Raw genomic sequence first — 18172 nt, forward strand, 5'->3', positions numbered from 1 at the left:
TTGGCGGCGCTTTTTTCTTCAACGTCGGAGATTAGCGAAAACCGCAAAACAGCTAATCTCCCCCCTTGCGGGGGAGATGTCCGGCAGGACAGAGGGGGGTGCCTGGGCGCAGACCATCATTCTTCTGATCTTTGCAGTCACTCTCCTATTTCCCCTTCACGCATCCGCCGCCCCCGTCGCCTGCCCGCCGGGCGACACAAACTTCCCCTCCTTCTACCCCGACCCCACCCTCTTCACCGACGCCATCGCCGCCGTCACCAAAATCGAGCCCTCCAACCAGCGGCTGACCGGCATCACCGTACCGCACCACCTGCTGGTGGCCGATCTCGTCGCACTCGGTTTCCATGCCGCGTCCGGCTTCCGCTACAATCGCATCGTCATCCTGTCGCCCGACCATTTCCACAAGACGCAGAAGCTGTTCGCCACGACGACGCGCGGTTTTGAAACAGTCCTCGGTTCGGTCTTGGCTGACAAAGATGCCGTGCGCCTTCTCGAGGCGAACAGTGACATGGTCGAAGACTCCTGCCTGTTTGCCAAGGAGCATGGCGTGCAGGCGATGCTGCCTTTCCTGCATCGCTATTTTCCCGAGGCCGAAATCGTGCCGGTGGCGATGTCGGTCAAAGCCAGGCGCAGCGACTGGGACCGGTTGGCGCAGGCGCTGAAAGCGATCGTCGACAAGGATACGCTGATCGTCGAATCCACAGATTTCTCACACTATCTGCCGCAGCACGAAGCCAGGCTTTTCGACCAGCAGACGCTGAACATGCTCGCCGCCGGTTCGCTCGACGGCATCGCGGGACTTCGCCAGCCGGATCACGCCGATTCGGTCGGCGCGCTCTACATCCAGACCAAGCTGCAGCGCGAGCTGTTCGGCGCAGCACCCCTGGTCGTCGCCAACGAGAATTCGCAGGCGCATTCAAGCGACTATGTGGAGCGCACCACCAGCTATGTCGTGGCGCTGTTCGGCGCCTTCGGCCCCGGCTTCAACAACCCGACCCGGCCAAACGACAAGCTCTATTATTTCGCCGGCGACGTGAATTTCGGCCGCGCCATGAAGAAGATCCTGGTGCGTGACGGCGTCGCCGAGAGGATCGTCGACAGCGTGCTTGCCCTGACCAGGTCAAGGCCGCTGATCGTCAACCTCGAAGGCGTCATCCTGCCCAACGTCCCCGAAGCGATCGACGACATGACGTTGGCCATGCCCGCCGATCTCGCCATCGACATGTTGAAGAAATTGCATGTCGCCGCCGTCAGCCTTGCCAACAACCACGCCTACGACCTCGGCCCGTCCGGCTATGCCGAGACGCTGAGCGCGGTCGATGCGGCCGGCATCGCCCATTTCGGCCAGGGGGAGACTGAGGCGCTTGCCGATCTCGACCTTGTCGGGCTGACCGACATCGACACCAATGGTTCGAAAAATACCGACCTTCTGACGCCTGCTCTGCTCGACCGGCTGCTGCACGACAACGCCGAACGGCCGGTGATTGCCTTTGTCCATTGGGGCCGCGAGTACAAGACCGAGCCGTCGCCGCGCGAGGAGATGCTTGCCGACCAGATGCGGCTGCGCGGTGTCACCGCTATTGTCGGCGGCCATCCGCATGTGTCGAGCGAGGCGATCCTGCCGCTCGCCGGCGGCGATGTCGCGGAGATCTATTCGCTCGGCAATTTCCTGTTCGACCAGAAGGCCGAGCGATCGTCCGGCTCGATGCTGGAACTCAGGGTGTTCAGCCAGGGCACGATCTTTGCCCGGCTGATCCCGCTGCCCAACTATTTCGAGATGGGGTCGAAATAGCGCCTGTCCAAAACCAAGAGACGGTTCAGCAGCCTTCCAGATCGGCCGGCAGGTAGCAGAGCGCCGGCTTGGTTTTGGTTTCGAACAGCGATTGCTTCGGCTTGAAATAGAAGAATGTGGTCGGCTTGCTCTCACGTGTGCTGCCGTCGGCGAAATGGGCGGCGATACTGAAACGGTGGATCGACGACATTGACGACCACATTTTCAGCCGTGCCGTGTAGGAGCTGAGATTCTTGTTGCCGCGCACCGGCATAGGGATGCTGTAGTCGCTCTTGCCGATCGGAAATTCGATGTTCTGGTAACGCAGCGCTTCGGGCGAGGCGCCGCCGCCATCGCCGCATTCGGCGAGCGATTCGGGAACCTCGATGCTGACCAGCGAGACGACGACGCGAAACGGCTCGCTCTGCTGGGTGACAGCGCCCTGATCGTCGGCCCAGGAATAATCGAACTTGCCGATCCCGGTCACGCTCATCTTCTCGACGCTGCCGCTGATATAATCGGCTACGTCGCCGAACTTGACCTTGTTGGCCACCTGGGCGCGGCAGACATCCAGGCTGTCCCTTGACGGGCAAGTGAAGCGCTCGGTCTCGAGCGTGGTCGTATCCACGCCGGCTTCAGTCAGCACATTTTTGACCGACACGTCGACGCCATCGCCGAAAGTGCCGATGTCCTTTGTAAACATGCGGCTCGGCTCGCCGGTCGCGTTGTCCTCCTCGTCGGTCCTGGTGAACTGGATCGACATCTTCATGTCCTTGACGTCGCCCCAGCCATTGTTGACGATCGAGAAATCGGGGCGGAAGCCGACGCAGCCATAGTGCTCGCTGATCGACAGCATCGGCTTGCGATAGGCTTCGCTCGAGGCCACCTTCATTTCCAGGCTGTCGAGCTTGACCCGTGACTGATCGGTCGTCTTGAGGTCAACTTCGGCGAAGGCCGGCGCTTGCTCCCAGTCCATGCCGTCATAGACATTGCCGGTACGAACCTGTCCGGTGCCGTTCCAGGCGTCATTGTACTCGTCCGACACCGGATAGATCGCGATGTCTTCGTCGCGCACCAGATGCTGGTACTGCATGTCGGCCTGCTGCGTCATGCGCTGGTCGACGGCAATGCCGATCTCGACCTTGTCGGCGGAACCGCCGCCGGTTTGCGCCTTGAGCAACCCGCCCACCCTGGCATCGGCCAACACGTCGGGGCGTGCGCCGCCGATCTCCTTGCCCATCGCCCATTGCGACCAGTAGACGGTGCCACCGGGCAGCCGGGTGCGGCCCTTGCCGTTCTTCAGCCCATCGGCAAACGGGCCGGTGAATATCTCGCCTGTCTTCGTCTCCAGCCTACCCTCGCCATTCGGCACACCGGCCCTGAATTGCCCTTCATAGCGATTGCCGTCGGCATCGACATGGATCGCATGGCCGTCGAGCTGGCCGGCGACCCAATGGCCGTCGAGCACCTCGCCCGAACGCAACTCCAGCCGACCTTGTCCTTCGGGGCGGCCATTCCTGATCTCGCCGAAATAGCTGGAATAGATCGTCTTGGGGTCGTAGCTCGCTGAGCCGCGCACGCGCCAGACCAGCCTGCCCTTGCCGTTGACGGTGCCGTCGGCTGCGACGGTGCGGTCCGGCGACACGCCGGCTGCCGGCTCCCAGGTGAAATCAAGACCCAATTCCGGGTGGGAATCCCAGACCCGTACATTCTTGCGCAGCACCGAACGTGTTTCGCTTTGATAGAGGATTTGCACCCGCTCGGCCCAGGTGCCATCGGGTGCGGCACCGCCTTGATCGGCCATAGCGGAAAAGCATGTCAGTGCGGCCAGCGTGGATGCAGCCGCGATCGCTTTGACCCCGAAGATCATTCTTGCCCGCGCCATCTTATTACCCAACCCCTTGGATCGCCTAGCGTAAGCACCGCTGTAACACAGTGCAAGAGAGGTGTTTCGATACAAAAAACCGGCGGCGGGAACGTCCCGCCGCCGGTTTGGTATTGCTGGTTTTCGCCGCTGTTTGCCGGCGAAAGATCGGGCCTTATTTGTACAGGCTGTTGATCCACGCCACGTTGGCAGCGTTCAGGCGCACCGCAGTGTTGGCGTTGGGGCTTTCGGCCACGTTCACGCCGGTGACGACGCGCTGCTTGGCGCCATTGTCATAGGCGTAGACCGAGCTGCCGCTCGACCCCGGATAGGTGTCGCAGTCGTACTGGAAATACTCCGCGCCGACGTTTTCGGCTTTCACTTCGCAGGTCGCCTTCCACATCGTTCCCATCGGCTTGTCGCCGGGGTAGCCAACGATGTTTGCGGTGAAATCGCCGAGGTTCTCATAGTTGGCATAACCCAGCCAGCCGAGATTGGTGCCGACATCCTGCTTCAGCGTGATGATGCCGAGGTCCCACGGAATGACCGAGCCGTAGTAACCCTGATAATTGTCGATGAAGCCCTGCAGGATATAGACGCTCTCGTAGCTGAAAGCGCCAAACGGTGCATCGTCGGCGGTGTTGCCGTTGAGCGACGGCACGAAGATGACGTCGTCGAGCCAAGCCTTGTCTTCATTGCTGTAGAGGCAATGCGCGGCGGTGAGCACCGTGCGCGGACCGATCAGGGTTCCCGAGCAGCTGCCATAACCGCTCTTGGCTTTGCCTTCGATATACCCGATCGCGGTGAACGGGTACGTCTTGGTGTTCTTGATCTGCTCGCGGTCGTCGGCCCCGAACACCTGGCGGCCGGCTTCGTCGCCGCCCGTCAGCCCGGTCTTGTTGGCCGCTGGTGCGTTAGCGGGCGCATTCAGTTCCTTGATGACAAGGTCCTTCAGCGTCTCGCCGGCATCGATCTTGATGTCCTTGCCATCGGCGGAACGTCCGACGATGCCATAGGATTTGACCGCCGTGCCCTCGTCGGTCAGCGGCGCTGCCCGGCTGGCTTCATCTTCGGTCAGTTTCGGCGGCGCGATCGGCTTTGCACGGCCGGGCTGGTAGTCGCCCGTTCCGAGATCGCGCATGCTTTCGCCATTGCCGGCATTCGCTGAGCCGGGATCGGCGGCGAAGGCAGGCATCGCCCACAGTGCGGTGGATAGCAGTGCGGACGCAATGATAGTGCTTGTCAGTTTCGTCATGGTGAGACTCTCCCAAAAGTCAGCAAGGAGTGGAGCAAAATACAGAAATATTGTCGAGATCGTGGTGGAGTTAAAAAATTAGTTTGGTTACCCGCCCGTATCGGATCATCGGTCCGGGCGGCCTCGTTAAAGCCCTCCGCCAAACGCACCCGCGTCGATATACTGCCTAAAATAATCCAACATTGGCAATGACAAATCGCTTCCACGTAGCCCGTGGGGGGCTATAGGGTTTGGGTGGGCTCTGCCCGATGGGGCACGATTAGCAAAAGTCGGATTTCGGTTTTATGACCGCGCGGATGTCGTTCGTTCTGGCAGAAGGCGATCGAGGTACCGGTACCGCTTCTGTTGGTTATGCGTCATGGCGGCATGGCTCGGCATTTTTCATCTCAGGAGGGTTTCAAGGTGAACATTATCCATCGGTTCAGGCCGCTTGCCGCTGCATCGCTGCTGGGCATCGCGGCCGCTTTCCCCGCTGTCGACGCGCTCTATGCAGCCGACGACGCCGCCAGGCCGGAAGCGGCGGTCTCGCCGATGCAGCGCGTCGCCGAATCCCGGGACAAGGCCAAGGCCGAGAATCCCGACGGGGCCGACCGCGTCTATGGCGGCAAGGAAGCCGACAAAGGGGCCTATCCGTTCCAGGTGGCGCTGCTGACCAGCGCCCGGCTGGACCCCAGCCCGGCCTCGCAGCCGAACGCGCAATTCTGCGGCGGCAGCCTGATTGCTCCGCAATGGGTGCTGACGGCGGCGCACTGCCTCAACGACAAGGGCCGGCCGATTTCGCCCGACACGGTGACCGTGCTGACCGGCGCCACCGATCTTACCGAAGGCAAGCGCTACAAGGTGGTCGAGGTCATCGTCAACGAGGGCTACAGCGAACAGACGCTGGACAATGATCTCGGCCTGCTCCGGCTGGCGGAGCCCGCCGATGCGCCGGTCATCAAGATCACCAATGAGCCGACGCCAGACAGCGGCAAGACCACGGTCATCGGCTGGGGCAAGATGCAGGACGGCACCTTCCCGACCGCGCTGATGGTGGCCGATCTCGATCTCGAGCCGAGCGCTGCCTGCAACAGCGGCATCAAGTCGATCTATGCGCATGACCTGAAGGCGGCACTTGGCGATCTCTCCCACCGGATGCGTTATTCGGAAAAGGGCATCGATGCCGCCGCCAATGCGATCGCCGCCGATATGTCGGATCCGCTGACCAAGAACATGATCTGCGCCGGCACCGACAGCGGCGAACGCGACGCCTGCAACGGCGACAGCGGCGGTCCGCTGTTCATGACCGGCGCCAACGGTCCGGTCCAGGTCGGCGTCGTCTCCTGGGGCGAAGGTCCGTCCGACGGCACCGCCGCTTGCGGCCACAAGAATGCCTATGGCATCTACACGCGATTGGCCAACTATACGGGTTGGATCGAAGCCAAGATGAAGACCCCGGCTCCGGCAGCCGCGGCGGCGCCCAAGGCCGGTCTCGGCACGGCCAAGAAGCCCTGAACGGGCCCGAAGCTTGATAAACGCAAAACGGCGGGATCTTTCCCGCCGTTTTGTTGTCCGGTGCCGGCTGTTCCGCTTACTTCCGCGGCGGGCCTTTGCGCTCGGCCGACGCCGCCCACAGATTGATGTCGGACTCGCGTGCGTAAGTGTCGATTTCGGCGAGCTCGGCATCGCTGAACTCGAGCACCTTGAGCGCGCCGACGCAGTCCTCGACCTGTTCGGGCCGGCTGGCGCCGATCAGCGCCGAGGTGACCCGGCCCTTGCGCAGCACCCAGGCCAGCGCCATCTGCGCCAGCGTCTGGCCACGCTTGCCGGCGATCGCGTTCAGCGCCTGGATGTTAGCGATGGTCTTTTCGTTGATGAAGGCGGGCCGCAGCGACTTGCCTTGGCTGGCGCGGCTACCCTCGGGGATGCCGCCGAGATATTTGTCGGTCAGCATGCCTTGCGCCAGCGGCGAGAACACGATCGATCCGACACCGAGCCCTTCCAGCGTATCGAGCAGCCCGTCCTCTTCGACCCAGCGGTTGAGCATCGAATAGCTCGGCTGATGGATGATGCAGGGCGTACCGAGCTGCTTCAATATGTCGGCCGCCTCGCGCGTGCGCTGCGAATTGTAGGACGAGATGCCGGCATAGAGCGCCTTGCCAGAACGCACCGCATGGTCGAGCGCGCCCATCGTTTCCTCAAGCGGCGTATCCGGATCGAAGCGGTGCGAATAGAAGATGTCGACATAGTCGAGCCCCATCCGCTTCAGGCTCTGGTCGAGGCTCGCCAGCACATATTTGCGGCTGCCCCATTCGCCGTAAGGCCCTGCCCACATCTCATAGCCGGCCTTGGTCGAGATGATCAGCTCGTCGCGATAGCTGGCGAAGTCGGTGCGCAATATCTCGCCGAAGGCGATCTCGGCCGAGCCCGGCGGCGGACCGTAATTGTTGGCGAGATCGAAATGGGTGATGCCGAGATCGAAGGCCTTGCGCGCGATCGCCTGCTTGGTCTTGTGCGGCGTGTCGTTGCCGAAATTGTGCCACAGGCCGAGCGAGATCGCCGGCAGTTTCAGGCCGGATCGCCCACATCTGTTGTAGAGCATTTTCTCATAGCGGTGTTCAGCCGGCTGCCAGCGCATGGGTACAGATCCTGGATTGTATGGGTGTCGGCGCGAGCGCGCCGACACCCTTCTACCTCATTTCTGCTTCGCCAACAGTTCTTTTGCGTCCTTGACGCCGAGTGCAGCCGGCCGCTCGCAGCTGGTCTGCATGGCGACGAACTTGCCGGTCTCGCCCGACCGCAACAGGCCGGTCATGACGTCGACGGCATGCAGCGCGAGCTCCATCGAGCAACGATGCGGCCGGCCCTCGGCGATCGCCAGCGCCATGTCGGCAAGGCCTGCGGTGCGGTAGTTGGCCATCATGCCCTGGCCGTGCATTTCGTTGGGCACGCCGAACGGATGCTGCCATTTCGGCAGTTTCTTCACCGGTTTTGCCGCCTTGGTTATGCGCACGTCGCCACCGAAGAAATTCGGATCCGGCACGAACACCGTGCCCGTCTCACCATAGAGTTCCATCGGCGCGTGACCATGCGCCCAGACGTCCCAGCTGGTGTTGAGCGTGATCACGGCGCCGTTCTCGAACTCCAGCAGGCCGTGGATCGTTGTCGGCGTGTTGACCGGGATTTTCTCGCCCGCGCGCGGTTTCGACGAGATCGTGCGCTCCTTGGCAGGCGTTGTCGCGAAGGCCGCCACCTGCTTCACCGGCCCGATCAGCTGGATCAGGTTGGTGATGTAGTAGGGCCCGATGTCGAGCACCGGCCCGGCGCCGGGCTGGAAGAAGAAATCGGGATTGGGGTGCCAGTGCTCCATGCCGTGGCCCATCACATGACAGGTGCCGCTGGTGATCTTGCCGAGCGCGCCGGTGTCGATGAGGTTGCGCACCAGCTGGTGCGCGCCGCCCAGGAACGTGTCCGGGGCCGAGCCGATGCGCAGCCCTTTCTTCTCGGCCCGGCTCTTGAGGTCGAGGCCTTCCTTGACCGACAGCACGAACGGCTTTTCCGAATAGACGTGCTTGCCGGCATCGAGGATCTGCTTCGACACCCCGTAGTGCACCGCCGGGATGGTGAGGTTGACGATGATGTCGATCTCGTCATCCTTGAGCAGTTCTTCGACGGTCTCGGCGCGCAGCTTGAACTCCTTCGCCCGTGCCTTGGCCGCGTCCATGTTGATGTCGGCGCAGGCGCGCATCTCGATGCCGCGAAACAGAGGCGCCAGCGAGAAATACGCTTTCGAGATGTTGCCGCAGCCGATGACGCCGATACCCAGTTTCTTTGCCATGATGATTGTTCCTAGTAAGCCTTGACGGATGCGAGCGAGCGGCTGGCGAAGCGCTCGATGTCGTTGGGGTTGTCCTGTTCCATGACGTAATATTTGGCCGCGCTCTTCGCCTGAAGTGTCTTGATCAGGCCGGCCCAGTCGATGGTGCCGTGGCCGACATCCGCCCAGCCGTCCTCGTCAAGGCCTTCGCCTGACTTGGCCATGTCCTTGACATGGACGGCGCTGATGCGCTTGCCGTGCTTTTCGATCCACGGCAGCGGATCAACGCCGCCGCGGATTACCCAGGCGACGTCCATCTCCCAGCCGATGTCGGGCGCAGCCGACAGGATGTGATCCTGCGGCACCGAGCCGTCGGCGAGTGTCTTGAACTCGAAATCATGGTTGTGCCAGGCAAAGCCGTAGCCGGCTTTTTTTGCGGTCTCGCCGACCTTGGCCAGACGCTCGCCAAAGCCGCGCCAGCCGGCAGCGTCGGCCGGCCGCTGCTCGGCCAGCAGATAGGGACAGATGACGAGCGTGATGCCGAGTGCGTCGGCTGTTTTGCGTACGCCGTCGAAATCATTCTCCAGCGCATCGATCGAGAAATGTCCGGTCGGCATCGAAAGCCCGTTCTTGTCGAGTTCGGCGCGGAACGCCTTGGGGTCGTCATAGACGCCGCCGAAACCTTCGACTTCCTTGTAGCCGAGCTTACCAAGCATTTTCAGGATGCCGTCCCACGGCTGGAAATTGCGGGCGCTGTAGAGTTGGAATGACCAGTTCATCGTCTCTGTCCGTTTCTTGGGTGGTTAAGGCTTGGGGATGTTTTCGGGGGATCGTTTTCGCGAGATCGTTTTAGGGGGATCGTTCTTGGGAGGATGGTTTGCGGATGATTCTAGAGGGTCACAGGCGATTGCCGGTCGCAGCGTCGAACAGCGAGGCGCGCGCCGGATCGAAACCGAACTGGATCGGATCGCCGCTGCGCAGCGTCCGTTCCGCCTCGACGCGGAAGGAGAGGTTGCGGCCGGCAAGCTTCGTCCACACCAGCGTGTCGGAACCCATCGGCTCCACGATCTCGACCGAACCGCCGGCGGAAAACGGCATCGACTTAGCCGCGTCACCGAAAGCGATATGTTCAGGCCGGATGCCCAGCACGCAAGCGCCGGCCGGGCGCTCCGTGCCGTCAAAGGTATAGCGATCGAGCGGCACCGAAACACGGTCGGTCCTGAACACTGGAGCAGCACTGGCCTCCAGCTCCCCTTCGAGGAAATTCATCGCCGGCGAGCCGAGGAAGCCGGCGACAAACCGGTTGACCGGCCGGTTATAGATCGTCTGCGGCGCGTCAAGCTGCTGGATGACGCCGCCGCGCATGACCGCGATACGGTCGGCCAGCGTCATCGCCTCGATCTGGTCGTGGGTGACGTAGATCATGGTGTTCTGCAGCTTGCGATGCAGAAGCTTGATTTCGACGCGCAGTTCCGAGCGCAGCTTGGCGTCGAGATTGGATAGTGGCTCGTCGAACAGGAAGACGTCGACGTCGCGCACCAGCGCCCGCCCGATCGCCACGCGCTGGCGTTGGCCGCCGGACAAGGCCGCGGGCTTGCGCTGCAAAAGCGGCTCGATCTGCAGGATCTCGGCGGCGCGGGCGATGCGCTTGGCGATCTCGTCCCTGGGCAGGCCGGCAACGCGCAGGCCGAACGACAGGTTCTTCTCCACCGTCATTTGCGGATAAAGTGCATAGGACTGGAATACCATGCCGATGCCGCGATCCTTGGGCTCTTCCCAGGTGACGTTCTTGCCCTTGATGAAGATGCGGCCTTCGGAAATATCGAGCAGCCCGGCGATGCAGTTGAGCAAGGTCGACTTGCCGCAGCCCGAGGGACCGAGCAGCACGATGAACTCGCCCTCTGCGACCTCGAGATTGAGGGTCTGCAGCACCGATACCGAGCCGAAATTCAGGGACAGGTCCTGGATCGAAACGCTGGTGCCGTTGGCTGCCGTCATCGCCATCACCCTTTCACCGCACCGGCGGCGATGCCGCGCACGAAAAGCTTGCCGGAAATGAAGTAGACGATGAGCGGCACGAGCCCGGTCAGGATGGTGGCGGCCATGTTGACGTTGTACTCCTTCACGCCTTGCACCGAATTGACGATGTTGTTGAGCTGCACCGTCATCGGATAGGTGTCGGGGCGGGTGTAGACGACGCCGAACAGGAAGTCGTTCCATATGCCGGTCACCTGCAGGATGATGGCGACGACGAAGATCGGCAGCGACATCGGCGCCATGATCCGCAGGAAGATGCCCCAGAAGCCGGCGCCGTCGACCCGTGCCGCCCTGAACAGCTCTTCCGGCATCGAGGCAAAATAGTTGCGGAACAAAAGCGTGAGGATCGGCATGCCGAAGATGGAATGGACGATCACCAGGCCGCTGAGGCTGCCGTAGAGGCCGATCTCGCGCAGGATGATGACGATCGGATAGATCATCACCTGATAGGGGATGAAGGCGCCGACGATCAGGATGACGAAGAATGTGTCGGCGCCCTTGAAGCGCCAGTTGGCCAGCGCATAGCCGTTCACCGAGGCGATCGCGATCGACAGCAGCACTGACGGCACAGTGATGCGCACCGAATTCCAGAAGCCGCGCGAAAGCCCGTCGCAATTGAGGCCGGTGCAGGCGGTCGCCCACGCCTTCACCCACGGTTCGAACGTGATTTCGAGCGGCGGCGAGAAGATATTGCCCATCCGTATCTCGGGCATGCCCTTGAGCGAGGTTACGACCATCACGTAGAGCGGCAGCAGATAGTAGACCGCCACAACGATCAGCGTGCCATAGAGGAAGATATTGCGGCGCGAGAAGACATGCCGCGGCTTCGGCCCGCGCGGCCCGGAGGCTTCGCGCTCGGCGGCACCCGCGCTGGCGGGCAAAGGGACGGCCGGGTCAGCCACGCTTCCTGCCTCCAAATTCAAGGTAGGCCCACGGCACGACGACGATCACCACCGAGAGCAGCATCATGGTCGAGGCGGCAAAGCCCTGGCCAAGATTCTGTGCGAAGAACATGTAGTCATAGACATATTTGGCCGGCACTTCGGAGGCGATTCCGGGGCCGCCGCTGGTCTGGGCGACAACGAGGTCGTAGACCTTGACGATGCCCGACGCGATGATGACCAGCGTGGTGATGAAAACCGGCCGCATCATCGGGATGACGATGAACAGATAGGTCTTCCACATCGGGATCCCGTCTACCCGCGCCGCCTTCCAGATGTCCTCGTCGATGCCGCGCAGGCCGGCCAGCATCAGGCACATAATGAGCCCGGTGCCTTGCCACAGCGCCGCAATCGAAATGCCGTAGATGACGATGCTGGAATTGTAGAGCGGGTCGAAGTTGAAGCTCGTCCAGCCGAGGTCCCGCACCACATGTTGGATGCCGAAATCCGGATTGAGCAGCCACTGCCAGACCAGGCCGGTGACGATGAAGGAAAGCGCGAACGGATAGAGGAAGATGGTGCGGAACGTGTCCTCGAAACGGATCTTCTGGTCGAGAAGCGCTGCAAGCAGGAAGCCGATGACCAGTGAGAACACGAGCGAGATCGCGCCGTAGATCAAAAGGTTCTCGATCGAGATCAGCCAGCGCGGCGTCGCCCACAGCCGGTAATACTGGTCGAGCCCGGCGAAATTCAGCCGTGGCAGCAGCTTCGAATTGGTAAAGGAATAGAACACCGTCCAGACGGTGCCGCCGACGAAAACCACCGACGCGGTGAGGATCATCGGGATCGAGGCGACCTTCGCATTGATGTTGCGGAACAGCGGGTTGGGGCGTTCGCTCTTGCTCATCTCGTCAGCCGGCTGGGTAAGGGCGGTGCGATCCCGGCCCTGCTTTCGCAAGGCCGGGATCGAGGTGTATTGCCTCCAACGTCAGTCTGCCGAAGCGATGAGGTCGGCAAAGCGCTTCTGCGCGTCTTCGATGGTCAGGTCCGGCTTGGCGAAGAATTCGGCGAAGAGATCTTCCTTCTGCTTCTGGGTATCCTGCGAAAGCAGTTGGTCCGTCCACGGGATGACGGCGCCCTTGGCGAGGATCGCCAGACCCTTCTTCATGCAGTCGTTCGCCGCATTGAGATCGACGTCACCGCGCACCGGCAGCGAGCCCTTCTTGAGATTGAAGGCGACCTGAGTCTTAGGGTCGAGCAGCGTCTCTGCCAACACCTCCTGCGCCTTGGACTTGTCGGCATCCTTGAGCAGCGGGAAATAGAAGGCGTCGCCGCCGGTGGCGATCACTTCGTTCAGACCGAGGCCCGGCAGGCAGGCATAGTCCTTGCCGGCGACCTTGCCGGCAACCTGGAACTCGCCTTGCGCCCAGTCACCCATGATCTGGCCACCGGCCTTGCCGGTGATGACGAGATTGGTTGCCTGGTTCCAGTCCTGCACATTGGTGTTCTTCGCCATCTTGCGGGCATCGTCGGCGGCCTTGAAGACCTTGGCGATCTCGGGCCCGGCGGCGAACTTGGCATCCTTGTCCTTGTAGACCTTAAGGAACGCGTCGGTGCCGCCGACCGCCGCCAGCAGCACGTCGAAGGCGCCGGAAGATTGCCAGGCCTGTCCGCCGACAGCGAGCGGGATGATGCCCGCCTTTTCCAGGGCGGGCGCTGCCGCCACGAATTCATTCCAGTCCTTCGGCAGCGGCACGCCGGCCTTCTCGAAGGCTTCGTTCGACAGCCACAACCACTGCCAGGAGTGGATATTGACCGGCACGCAATAGATCTTGCCGTCGATGGTGCAGCTGTCGAGCAGGCTCTTCGGCCGCACGATTTCCGTCCACTTGCCCTTGGTGGCGACATCGGTGAGGTCGCGCATCAGGCCGGCCTGCACCAGTTCTTCGGCCTGCCGGCCGTGATTGAACTGGGTGGCGCCCATCGGATCGCCGCCGGTGATGCGGCTGATCATGATCGGCCGTGCCGTGCCGCCGGATCCGGCAATGGCGCCGTCGACCCAGTGATTGCCGGTCGCGTCAAAAGCCTTCGCGAATTCCGCAACCGCCGCCGCCTCGCCGCCCGACGTCCACCAATGGGTGACTTCCAGGTCGGTGGCGGCCGCCGGGCCGGCAAGCTGAAGCGCGGCCGTCGCGGCAAGGGCAGCGGTCAAAAGTCTATAGCGCATTTCGGTTCCTCCCAGAATCTGAAACGTTACAGATTTTCGATACGGCAATTATGCGGAGCGTGCAACCCCTGAGATAAACGCGCTCGAATGTTTTTTCGAGGCGCGAACAAATTCGTTGCGTGCAAACCGGCAAACTCCGCGCAAAACCGGGTGCTGCGCTGCAAAATCATGCTGCAGCGCAAGAAAACCGTCTCGAACCTGATTCTCGCGCAACCTTTCTGGCCGCCAAAACCCTGCCAAAACCATGGCTTGAGAGACCACGCGCTGCGATGTTGGAAATCTGTAACGTTTCAGTATAGTGAGGCCTGACGGCGAAGAACCGTGCCACATCGTCATCGAAGCGATTGTCGGCTGGTCCGCCGGCTGCTATGCGCCTGACGGGGCGGGACGAATGGACAGGGACCAGACGGAGAAGGACGACGAGGCGTCGGCGCATGAGCGGCCGACGCTGAAAACGCTTGCCTTCATGACAGGGCTCGGCGTCACCACCGTCTCGCGCGCGCTCAAGGATGCACCCGAGATCGGCGCCGAGACCAGGCGGCGGGTTCAACTCGTCGCCAGGCAGATCGGCTACCGGCCGAACCGCGCCGGCGTGCGCCTGCGGACTGGCAAGACCAATGTTATCAGCCTCGTGCTCAATACCGAGCGCGAGATCATGAGCTTTGTCTCGGACATCATCTACGGCGTCTCGGAGGTCATTGCCGACACACCCTATCACCTGATCGTCACGCCCTACTCGCGCTCGCAGGATCCGCTGGACCCGGTAAAGTATCTGGTCGAGTCCGGCTCGGCCGATGGCGTCATCATCTCACGCACGCAGCCCAACGATCCGCGCGCCCGCTACATGCTGGAGCGTGGCATACCCTTTGCCACGCATGGCCGCACCGATATGGGGCTTGTCCACCCCTATCACGACTTCGACAATTACGCCTTCGCCGCCGAAGCGGTACGCCATCTGGCCAGCGTCGGCCGGCGCCGGCTGGCGCTGGTAGCGCCGCCGGTCGGGCTCACCTATTACGACCACACGGTCAATGGCTTTGCCGACGCACTGAGCGAGGTCGACGCCAGCGAAGTGCCGTTCAACGCTGTTTCGATCGACCAGTCGATCGATCAGATCAGGACGCGGACCGCGCAGTTGATGCGCCGCGACGTCAGGCCGGACGGTTTCGTCAGCAGCGCCGCCGCAGCGACGCTGGCCATCGTCGCCGGCATCGAGGATGCCGGCCTGAAACTCGGCCGCGACGTCGATGTCGTGTCCAAGCAATCGTCGGAACTGCTGCATCTGTTCCGCCGGGAGTTGCTGATCGTCAACGAAGACTTCCGCCTCGCCGGCACCGAGCTTGCCCGCGCCGTGCTGGGCTGGATAGGCGGCGCGGCACCTGGCTCTTTGCAGACAGTGGTCAAGCCAGGCGACGTCGTCGCGTATCAGGGCTGACTGGCACGACCTGAGAGGCCGCCTCACCTGACCCTAGCCGGCAGCGCCGCTGCCCCATGGGCCATGGAAAGCCCCCTGCTCGCCAATGCGCTCGAAGCCATGCGCGCCGAAGAAATCGCGCTGCGCCTGGATCAGGTTCGAGGTGCCGCGGCCCTGGCGGTAGCTGTCGAAATAGGCAAGTGCCGACGCCAGTGCAGGCACCGGCGAGCCTGCTTCCGATGCCTTGGCAACGGTGCGCCTAAGCGACGGATGCGCCTCCTGCATCATGGTGGTGAAAGCCGGCGCCATCAAAAGGTTGGTGGACGCGCCGCCCGAGCCAAAGGCTTCCGCCATGGTGTCGAGCATCTGCGAGCGGATAATACAGCCGGCACGCCAGATCTTGGCGATGGTCGGCATCGGCAAGTTCCAGTTGAACTCCTTCGAGGCGGCGCTCATCACCGCGAAACCTTGTGCATAGGCGGCGATCTTGCCGGCGAGCAGCGCCAGCTCCAGGTCTTTCAGAAGTGCCGCCTTGTCGCCGGAGATCTTGGTGACGCCGATATTGCCATAGGCTTTTTCGGCCGCCTGCCGCTCATCCTTGATCGAGGACAGCACGCGGGCCGCCACCGCCGCCTCGATGGCCGTCGCCGGAATGCCGAGCTGCTGCGCCTCGATGACAGACCATTTGCCGGTGCCCTTCTGGCCGGCACGGTCGAGGATGATGTCGACCACCGGCTTGCCGGTCTTTGCATCGTCGGCGGCCAGCACCTTGGCGGTGATCTCGATCAGATACGAATCGAGCCGGCCCTTGTTCCAGTCCTCGAAGACCTTGCCGATCTCCTTCGGCCCCATGCCGAGACCGTCACGCAGGATGCCGTAGATCTCGGCGATCATCTGCATGTCGGCATATTCGATGCCGTTGTGGATGGTTTTCACGAAATGCCCGGCGCCGTCTGTGCCAAGCCAGGCAGCGCACGGTTCATCCTTGAACTTGGCCGAGATCGCGGTCAGCACGCGTTCGACGCGCTTCCAGGAGTCTTCGGTGCCGCCGACCATGATCGACGGTCCATGGCGCGCGCCTTCCTCGCCGCCGGATACGCCCATGCCGATGAAGGTGAGACCTGAGCACGACAGTTCCGAAAAGCGCCGCATCGTATCGCGGAAATTGGCGTTGCCGGCATCGATGACGATATCGTTGTCAGACAACACGCCGCGCAGCGCTTCGATCTGTTCGTCGACCGGCTTGCCGGCCAGCACCATGATGATGACCGGGCGCGGCGGCTTGATCGCAGCTGCCAGTTCTTCCAGGCTGTAGCAGGGCACCACCATGTCCCTGAGCGAACCGGCGCCTTCGAGGAAGGCATCGGTGCGCGCTTTGGTGCGGTTGAAGACGGCGATGCGGTGCCCGTGCTCGGCAATGTTGAGCGCGAGGTTGGAGCCCATTGTGCCAAGGCCGATCAGGCCTATTTCGGCTTTTTCCATCGTTTCTTCCCTGCTTTCGGATTTTGTTGAGGCCGCGTTTTTCGGGATGCCCATTTTTCGGCGAGATGATTGACGGGCCTTTCGCGCCACGTCAACCGCCTCGCCGAATTGTGTTGCGTCTGCGTTGTGTCAGACCGAGTCAGGAAGGGTCAGTTGGTGACCAGGCGCCGCCTTGCCGATCGAACATATGACGTTAGGTTGAACTTATGGCAGTCAAACGGATGGACAATGTCGGAATCGTCGTCGATGACCTCGACGAGACGATTGCTTTCTTTCGCGAGCTCGGCCTCGAACTGGAAGGGCGGGCGACGATCGAAGGCGAGTGGGCCGGACGTGTCACCGGGCTCGGCGATCAGCACGTCGAGATTGTCATGATGCGCTCACCGGATGGCCATAGCCGGCTCGAGCTCTCCCGCTTCCTCACGCCGACTGTCGTCGCCGATCACCGCAACGCCCCGGTCAACGCCCTGGGCTACCTGCGCGTCATGTTTACCGTGGACGACATCGACGACACGCTGGAAAGGCTCCGCAAGCGTGGCGCGCAGCTGGTCGGTGAAGTCGTCCGTTACCAGGAGGTGTATCGGCTCTGCTACATCCGCGGGCCGGAAGGGCATCTCATCGGGTTAGCCCAGGAACTCGGCTGAGCGAGTTGAGAGCCCGACGCGGCTTTCCGGGAGCCAAGTTGCGCTCAGGCGTCGGGTACTATTCTCTTACCAGGGACGAGGAGTGCAGCTCTCCGCGCGGTATGTAGCCAGGACTGCGTCCATGGCCGTGCTGTATTCGGGAAAGCTTGGAATGAGCCCCAATTCGATGGCCTGGGCGACGCATAAATCGCCGGCAGCGGAGGAATTTGCCTGAAAGAGGCAATTTTTCAACTTTGTCATTGAAGCCGGAGGAGGAGGGTTGATTGAACTATAAATGATCGAGCCTGAACGAATGGATACAACCTTGACATCGTCCTTATTCCATCGAGCAGGGTCAAAGATATAATTGAGATTGCTTTTGCCGTCAGGGTGTTTTGCCGCACCGTAGATGGCAATGACAGTGACATTGGCATCATGCGCATCGCCTTTCATATCCGAATCCGTGGCCGGCATCTTGAGCCCGAGCTCGAGCTCATAGGCAAGCTCCGACAGGGCTTCGCCATCGCCTTCTCGCGCCAAGGGCCAAAGTACCGCCCATTGCTTTTTACATTGCTCTTTGGCGTAGGAATCTCGGGCAAACTTCAGGCGCTCCTCACGGGTCAAACTCGGCTGCGTCAAGCTTTTTTTACCTGTGAGATCGCACCCGCCGACAAGAAAGAAGACCAGAAGACCGCAACATACTTTCGCTATAGACCGAGCTGATACGACGGCTGATCGAATTGTTTTTTGCCACAAAGAGTGCACCGTCAGAGGCATCGCTCGATCCCGAACATATCAATGCACCAGTAAAAGCCAATGAAC

At 61.9% G+C, this 18172-nt stretch carries 15 protein-coding genes; 4 read left to right on the top strand and 11 right to left on the bottom strand.

What is annotated here, in order from left to right; translation table 11 throughout:
* Window positions 1-76: 76 nt before the first annotated feature.
* A complete protein-coding gene (amrB, locus tag NKK52_RS20505) occupies window positions 77-1792 on the top strand; it encodes an AmmeMemoRadiSam system protein B (protein WP_033000347.1) in 1716 nt (571 codons plus the stop codon).
* Between the two features lie 25 nt (window positions 1793-1817).
* Here amrB and NKK52_RS20510 read toward each other — a convergent pair whose 3' ends face one another.
* Window positions 1818-3656 carry an MORN repeat-containing protein gene (locus NKK52_RS20510; RefSeq protein ID WP_023683036.1) on the bottom strand — a complete coding sequence of 613 codons (1839 nt, stop codon included), beginning with the start codon at window positions 3654-3656 and terminating at the stop codon, window positions 1818-1820.
* A 154-nt stretch (window positions 3657-3810) separates the two neighbouring features.
* Window positions 3811-4890 (bottom strand): trypsin-like serine peptidase, encoded by a 1080-nt coding sequence (locus NKK52_RS20515; protein ID WP_023683035.1) that lies wholly within the window; start codon window positions 4888-4890, stop codon window positions 3811-3813.
* A 402-nt stretch (window positions 4891-5292) separates the two neighbouring features.
* On the opposite strand from NKK52_RS20515, the gene NKK52_RS20520 reads away from it, so the two are divergent.
* The gene (locus NKK52_RS20520; protein ID WP_023683034.1) at window positions 5293-6384 is read left to right on the top strand and encodes a S1 family serine peptidase; all 1092 of its coding nucleotides are present in this window, start codon (window positions 5293-5295) and stop codon (window positions 6382-6384) included.
* A gap of 76 nt (window positions 6385-6460) precedes the next feature.
* Here the strand turns inward: NKK52_RS20520 and mgrA are convergent, their stop codons facing one another.
* From mgrA to NKK52_RS20555, 7 genes are all read right to left on the bottom strand, one after another.
* Window positions 6461-7507: an L-glyceraldehyde 3-phosphate reductase gene (gene mgrA, locus NKK52_RS20525; RefSeq protein ID WP_023683033.1), complete on the bottom strand. Its 1047-nt coding sequence runs from the start codon at window positions 7505-7507 to the stop codon at window positions 6461-6463.
* A gap of 57 nt (window positions 7508-7564) precedes the next feature.
* On the bottom strand, window positions 7565-8707 hold the full coding sequence (locus tag NKK52_RS20530) for a Gfo/Idh/MocA family protein (protein WP_023683032.1): 1143 nt from the start codon (window positions 8705-8707) through the stop codon (window positions 7565-7567).
* 11 nt (window positions 8708-8718) lie between these two features.
* Entirely contained in the window at window positions 8719-9465 is a 747-nt protein-coding gene (locus NKK52_RS20535; RefSeq protein ID WP_023683031.1) for a sugar phosphate isomerase/epimerase family protein, read from the bottom strand.
* Window positions 9466-9583: 118 nt separating this feature from the next.
* Window positions 9584-10684, bottom strand: a complete 1101-nt coding sequence (locus NKK52_RS20540) for an ABC transporter ATP-binding protein (protein ID WP_023683030.1) — start codon at window positions 10682-10684, stop codon at window positions 9584-9586.
* 5 nt (window positions 10685-10689) lie between these two features.
* On the bottom strand, window positions 10690-11625 hold the full coding sequence (locus NKK52_RS20545; RefSeq protein WP_023669802.1) for a carbohydrate ABC transporter permease: 936 nt from the start codon (window positions 11623-11625) through the stop codon (window positions 10690-10692).
* The gene (locus NKK52_RS20550; protein ID WP_023683029.1) at window positions 11618-12511 is read right to left on the bottom strand and encodes a carbohydrate ABC transporter permease; all 894 of its coding nucleotides are present in this window, start codon (window positions 12509-12511) and stop codon (window positions 11618-11620) included. The genes NKK52_RS20545 and NKK52_RS20550 overlap by 8 nt, the downstream gene beginning before the upstream one ends.
* An 81-nt stretch (window positions 12512-12592) precedes the next feature.
* Window positions 12593-13831, bottom strand: a complete 1239-nt coding sequence (locus NKK52_RS20555) for an ABC transporter substrate-binding protein (protein WP_023683028.1) — start codon at window positions 13829-13831, stop codon at window positions 12593-12595.
* Window positions 13832-14222: 391 nt separating this feature from the next.
* Between NKK52_RS20555 and NKK52_RS20560 the strand changes: the two genes are divergently transcribed.
* Window positions 14223-15266: a LacI family transcriptional regulator gene (locus NKK52_RS20560; protein WP_023683027.1), complete on the top strand. Its 1044-nt coding sequence runs from the start codon at window positions 14223-14225 to the stop codon at window positions 15264-15266.
* Between the two features lie 33 nt (window positions 15267-15299).
* Here the strand turns inward: NKK52_RS20560 and gnd are convergent, their stop codons facing one another.
* A complete protein-coding gene (gene gnd / locus NKK52_RS20565; RefSeq protein WP_023683026.1) occupies window positions 15300-16727 on the bottom strand; it encodes an NADP-dependent phosphogluconate dehydrogenase in 1428 nt (475 codons plus the stop codon).
* Window positions 16728-16933: 206 nt separating this feature from the next.
* Between gnd and NKK52_RS20570 the strand changes: the two genes are divergently transcribed.
* Window positions 16934-17371, top strand: coding sequence for a VOC family protein (locus tag NKK52_RS20570; RefSeq protein WP_023683025.1), 438 nt, complete (start codon window positions 16934-16936; stop codon window positions 17369-17371).
* A 66-nt stretch (window positions 17372-17437) separates the two neighbouring features.
* Here the strand turns inward: NKK52_RS20570 and NKK52_RS20575 are convergent, their stop codons facing one another.
* Complete coding sequence (locus tag NKK52_RS20575) at window positions 17438-18127, bottom strand: hypothetical protein (protein ID WP_155923308.1); 690 nt, start codon at window positions 18125-18127, stop codon at window positions 17438-17440.
* Between the last annotated feature and the right edge of the window lie 45 nt (window positions 18128-18172).

The organism is Mesorhizobium sp. C277A (genome assembly GCF_040324395.1).
Lineage (GTDB): Bacteria > Pseudomonadota > Alphaproteobacteria > Rhizobiales > Rhizobiaceae > Mesorhizobium.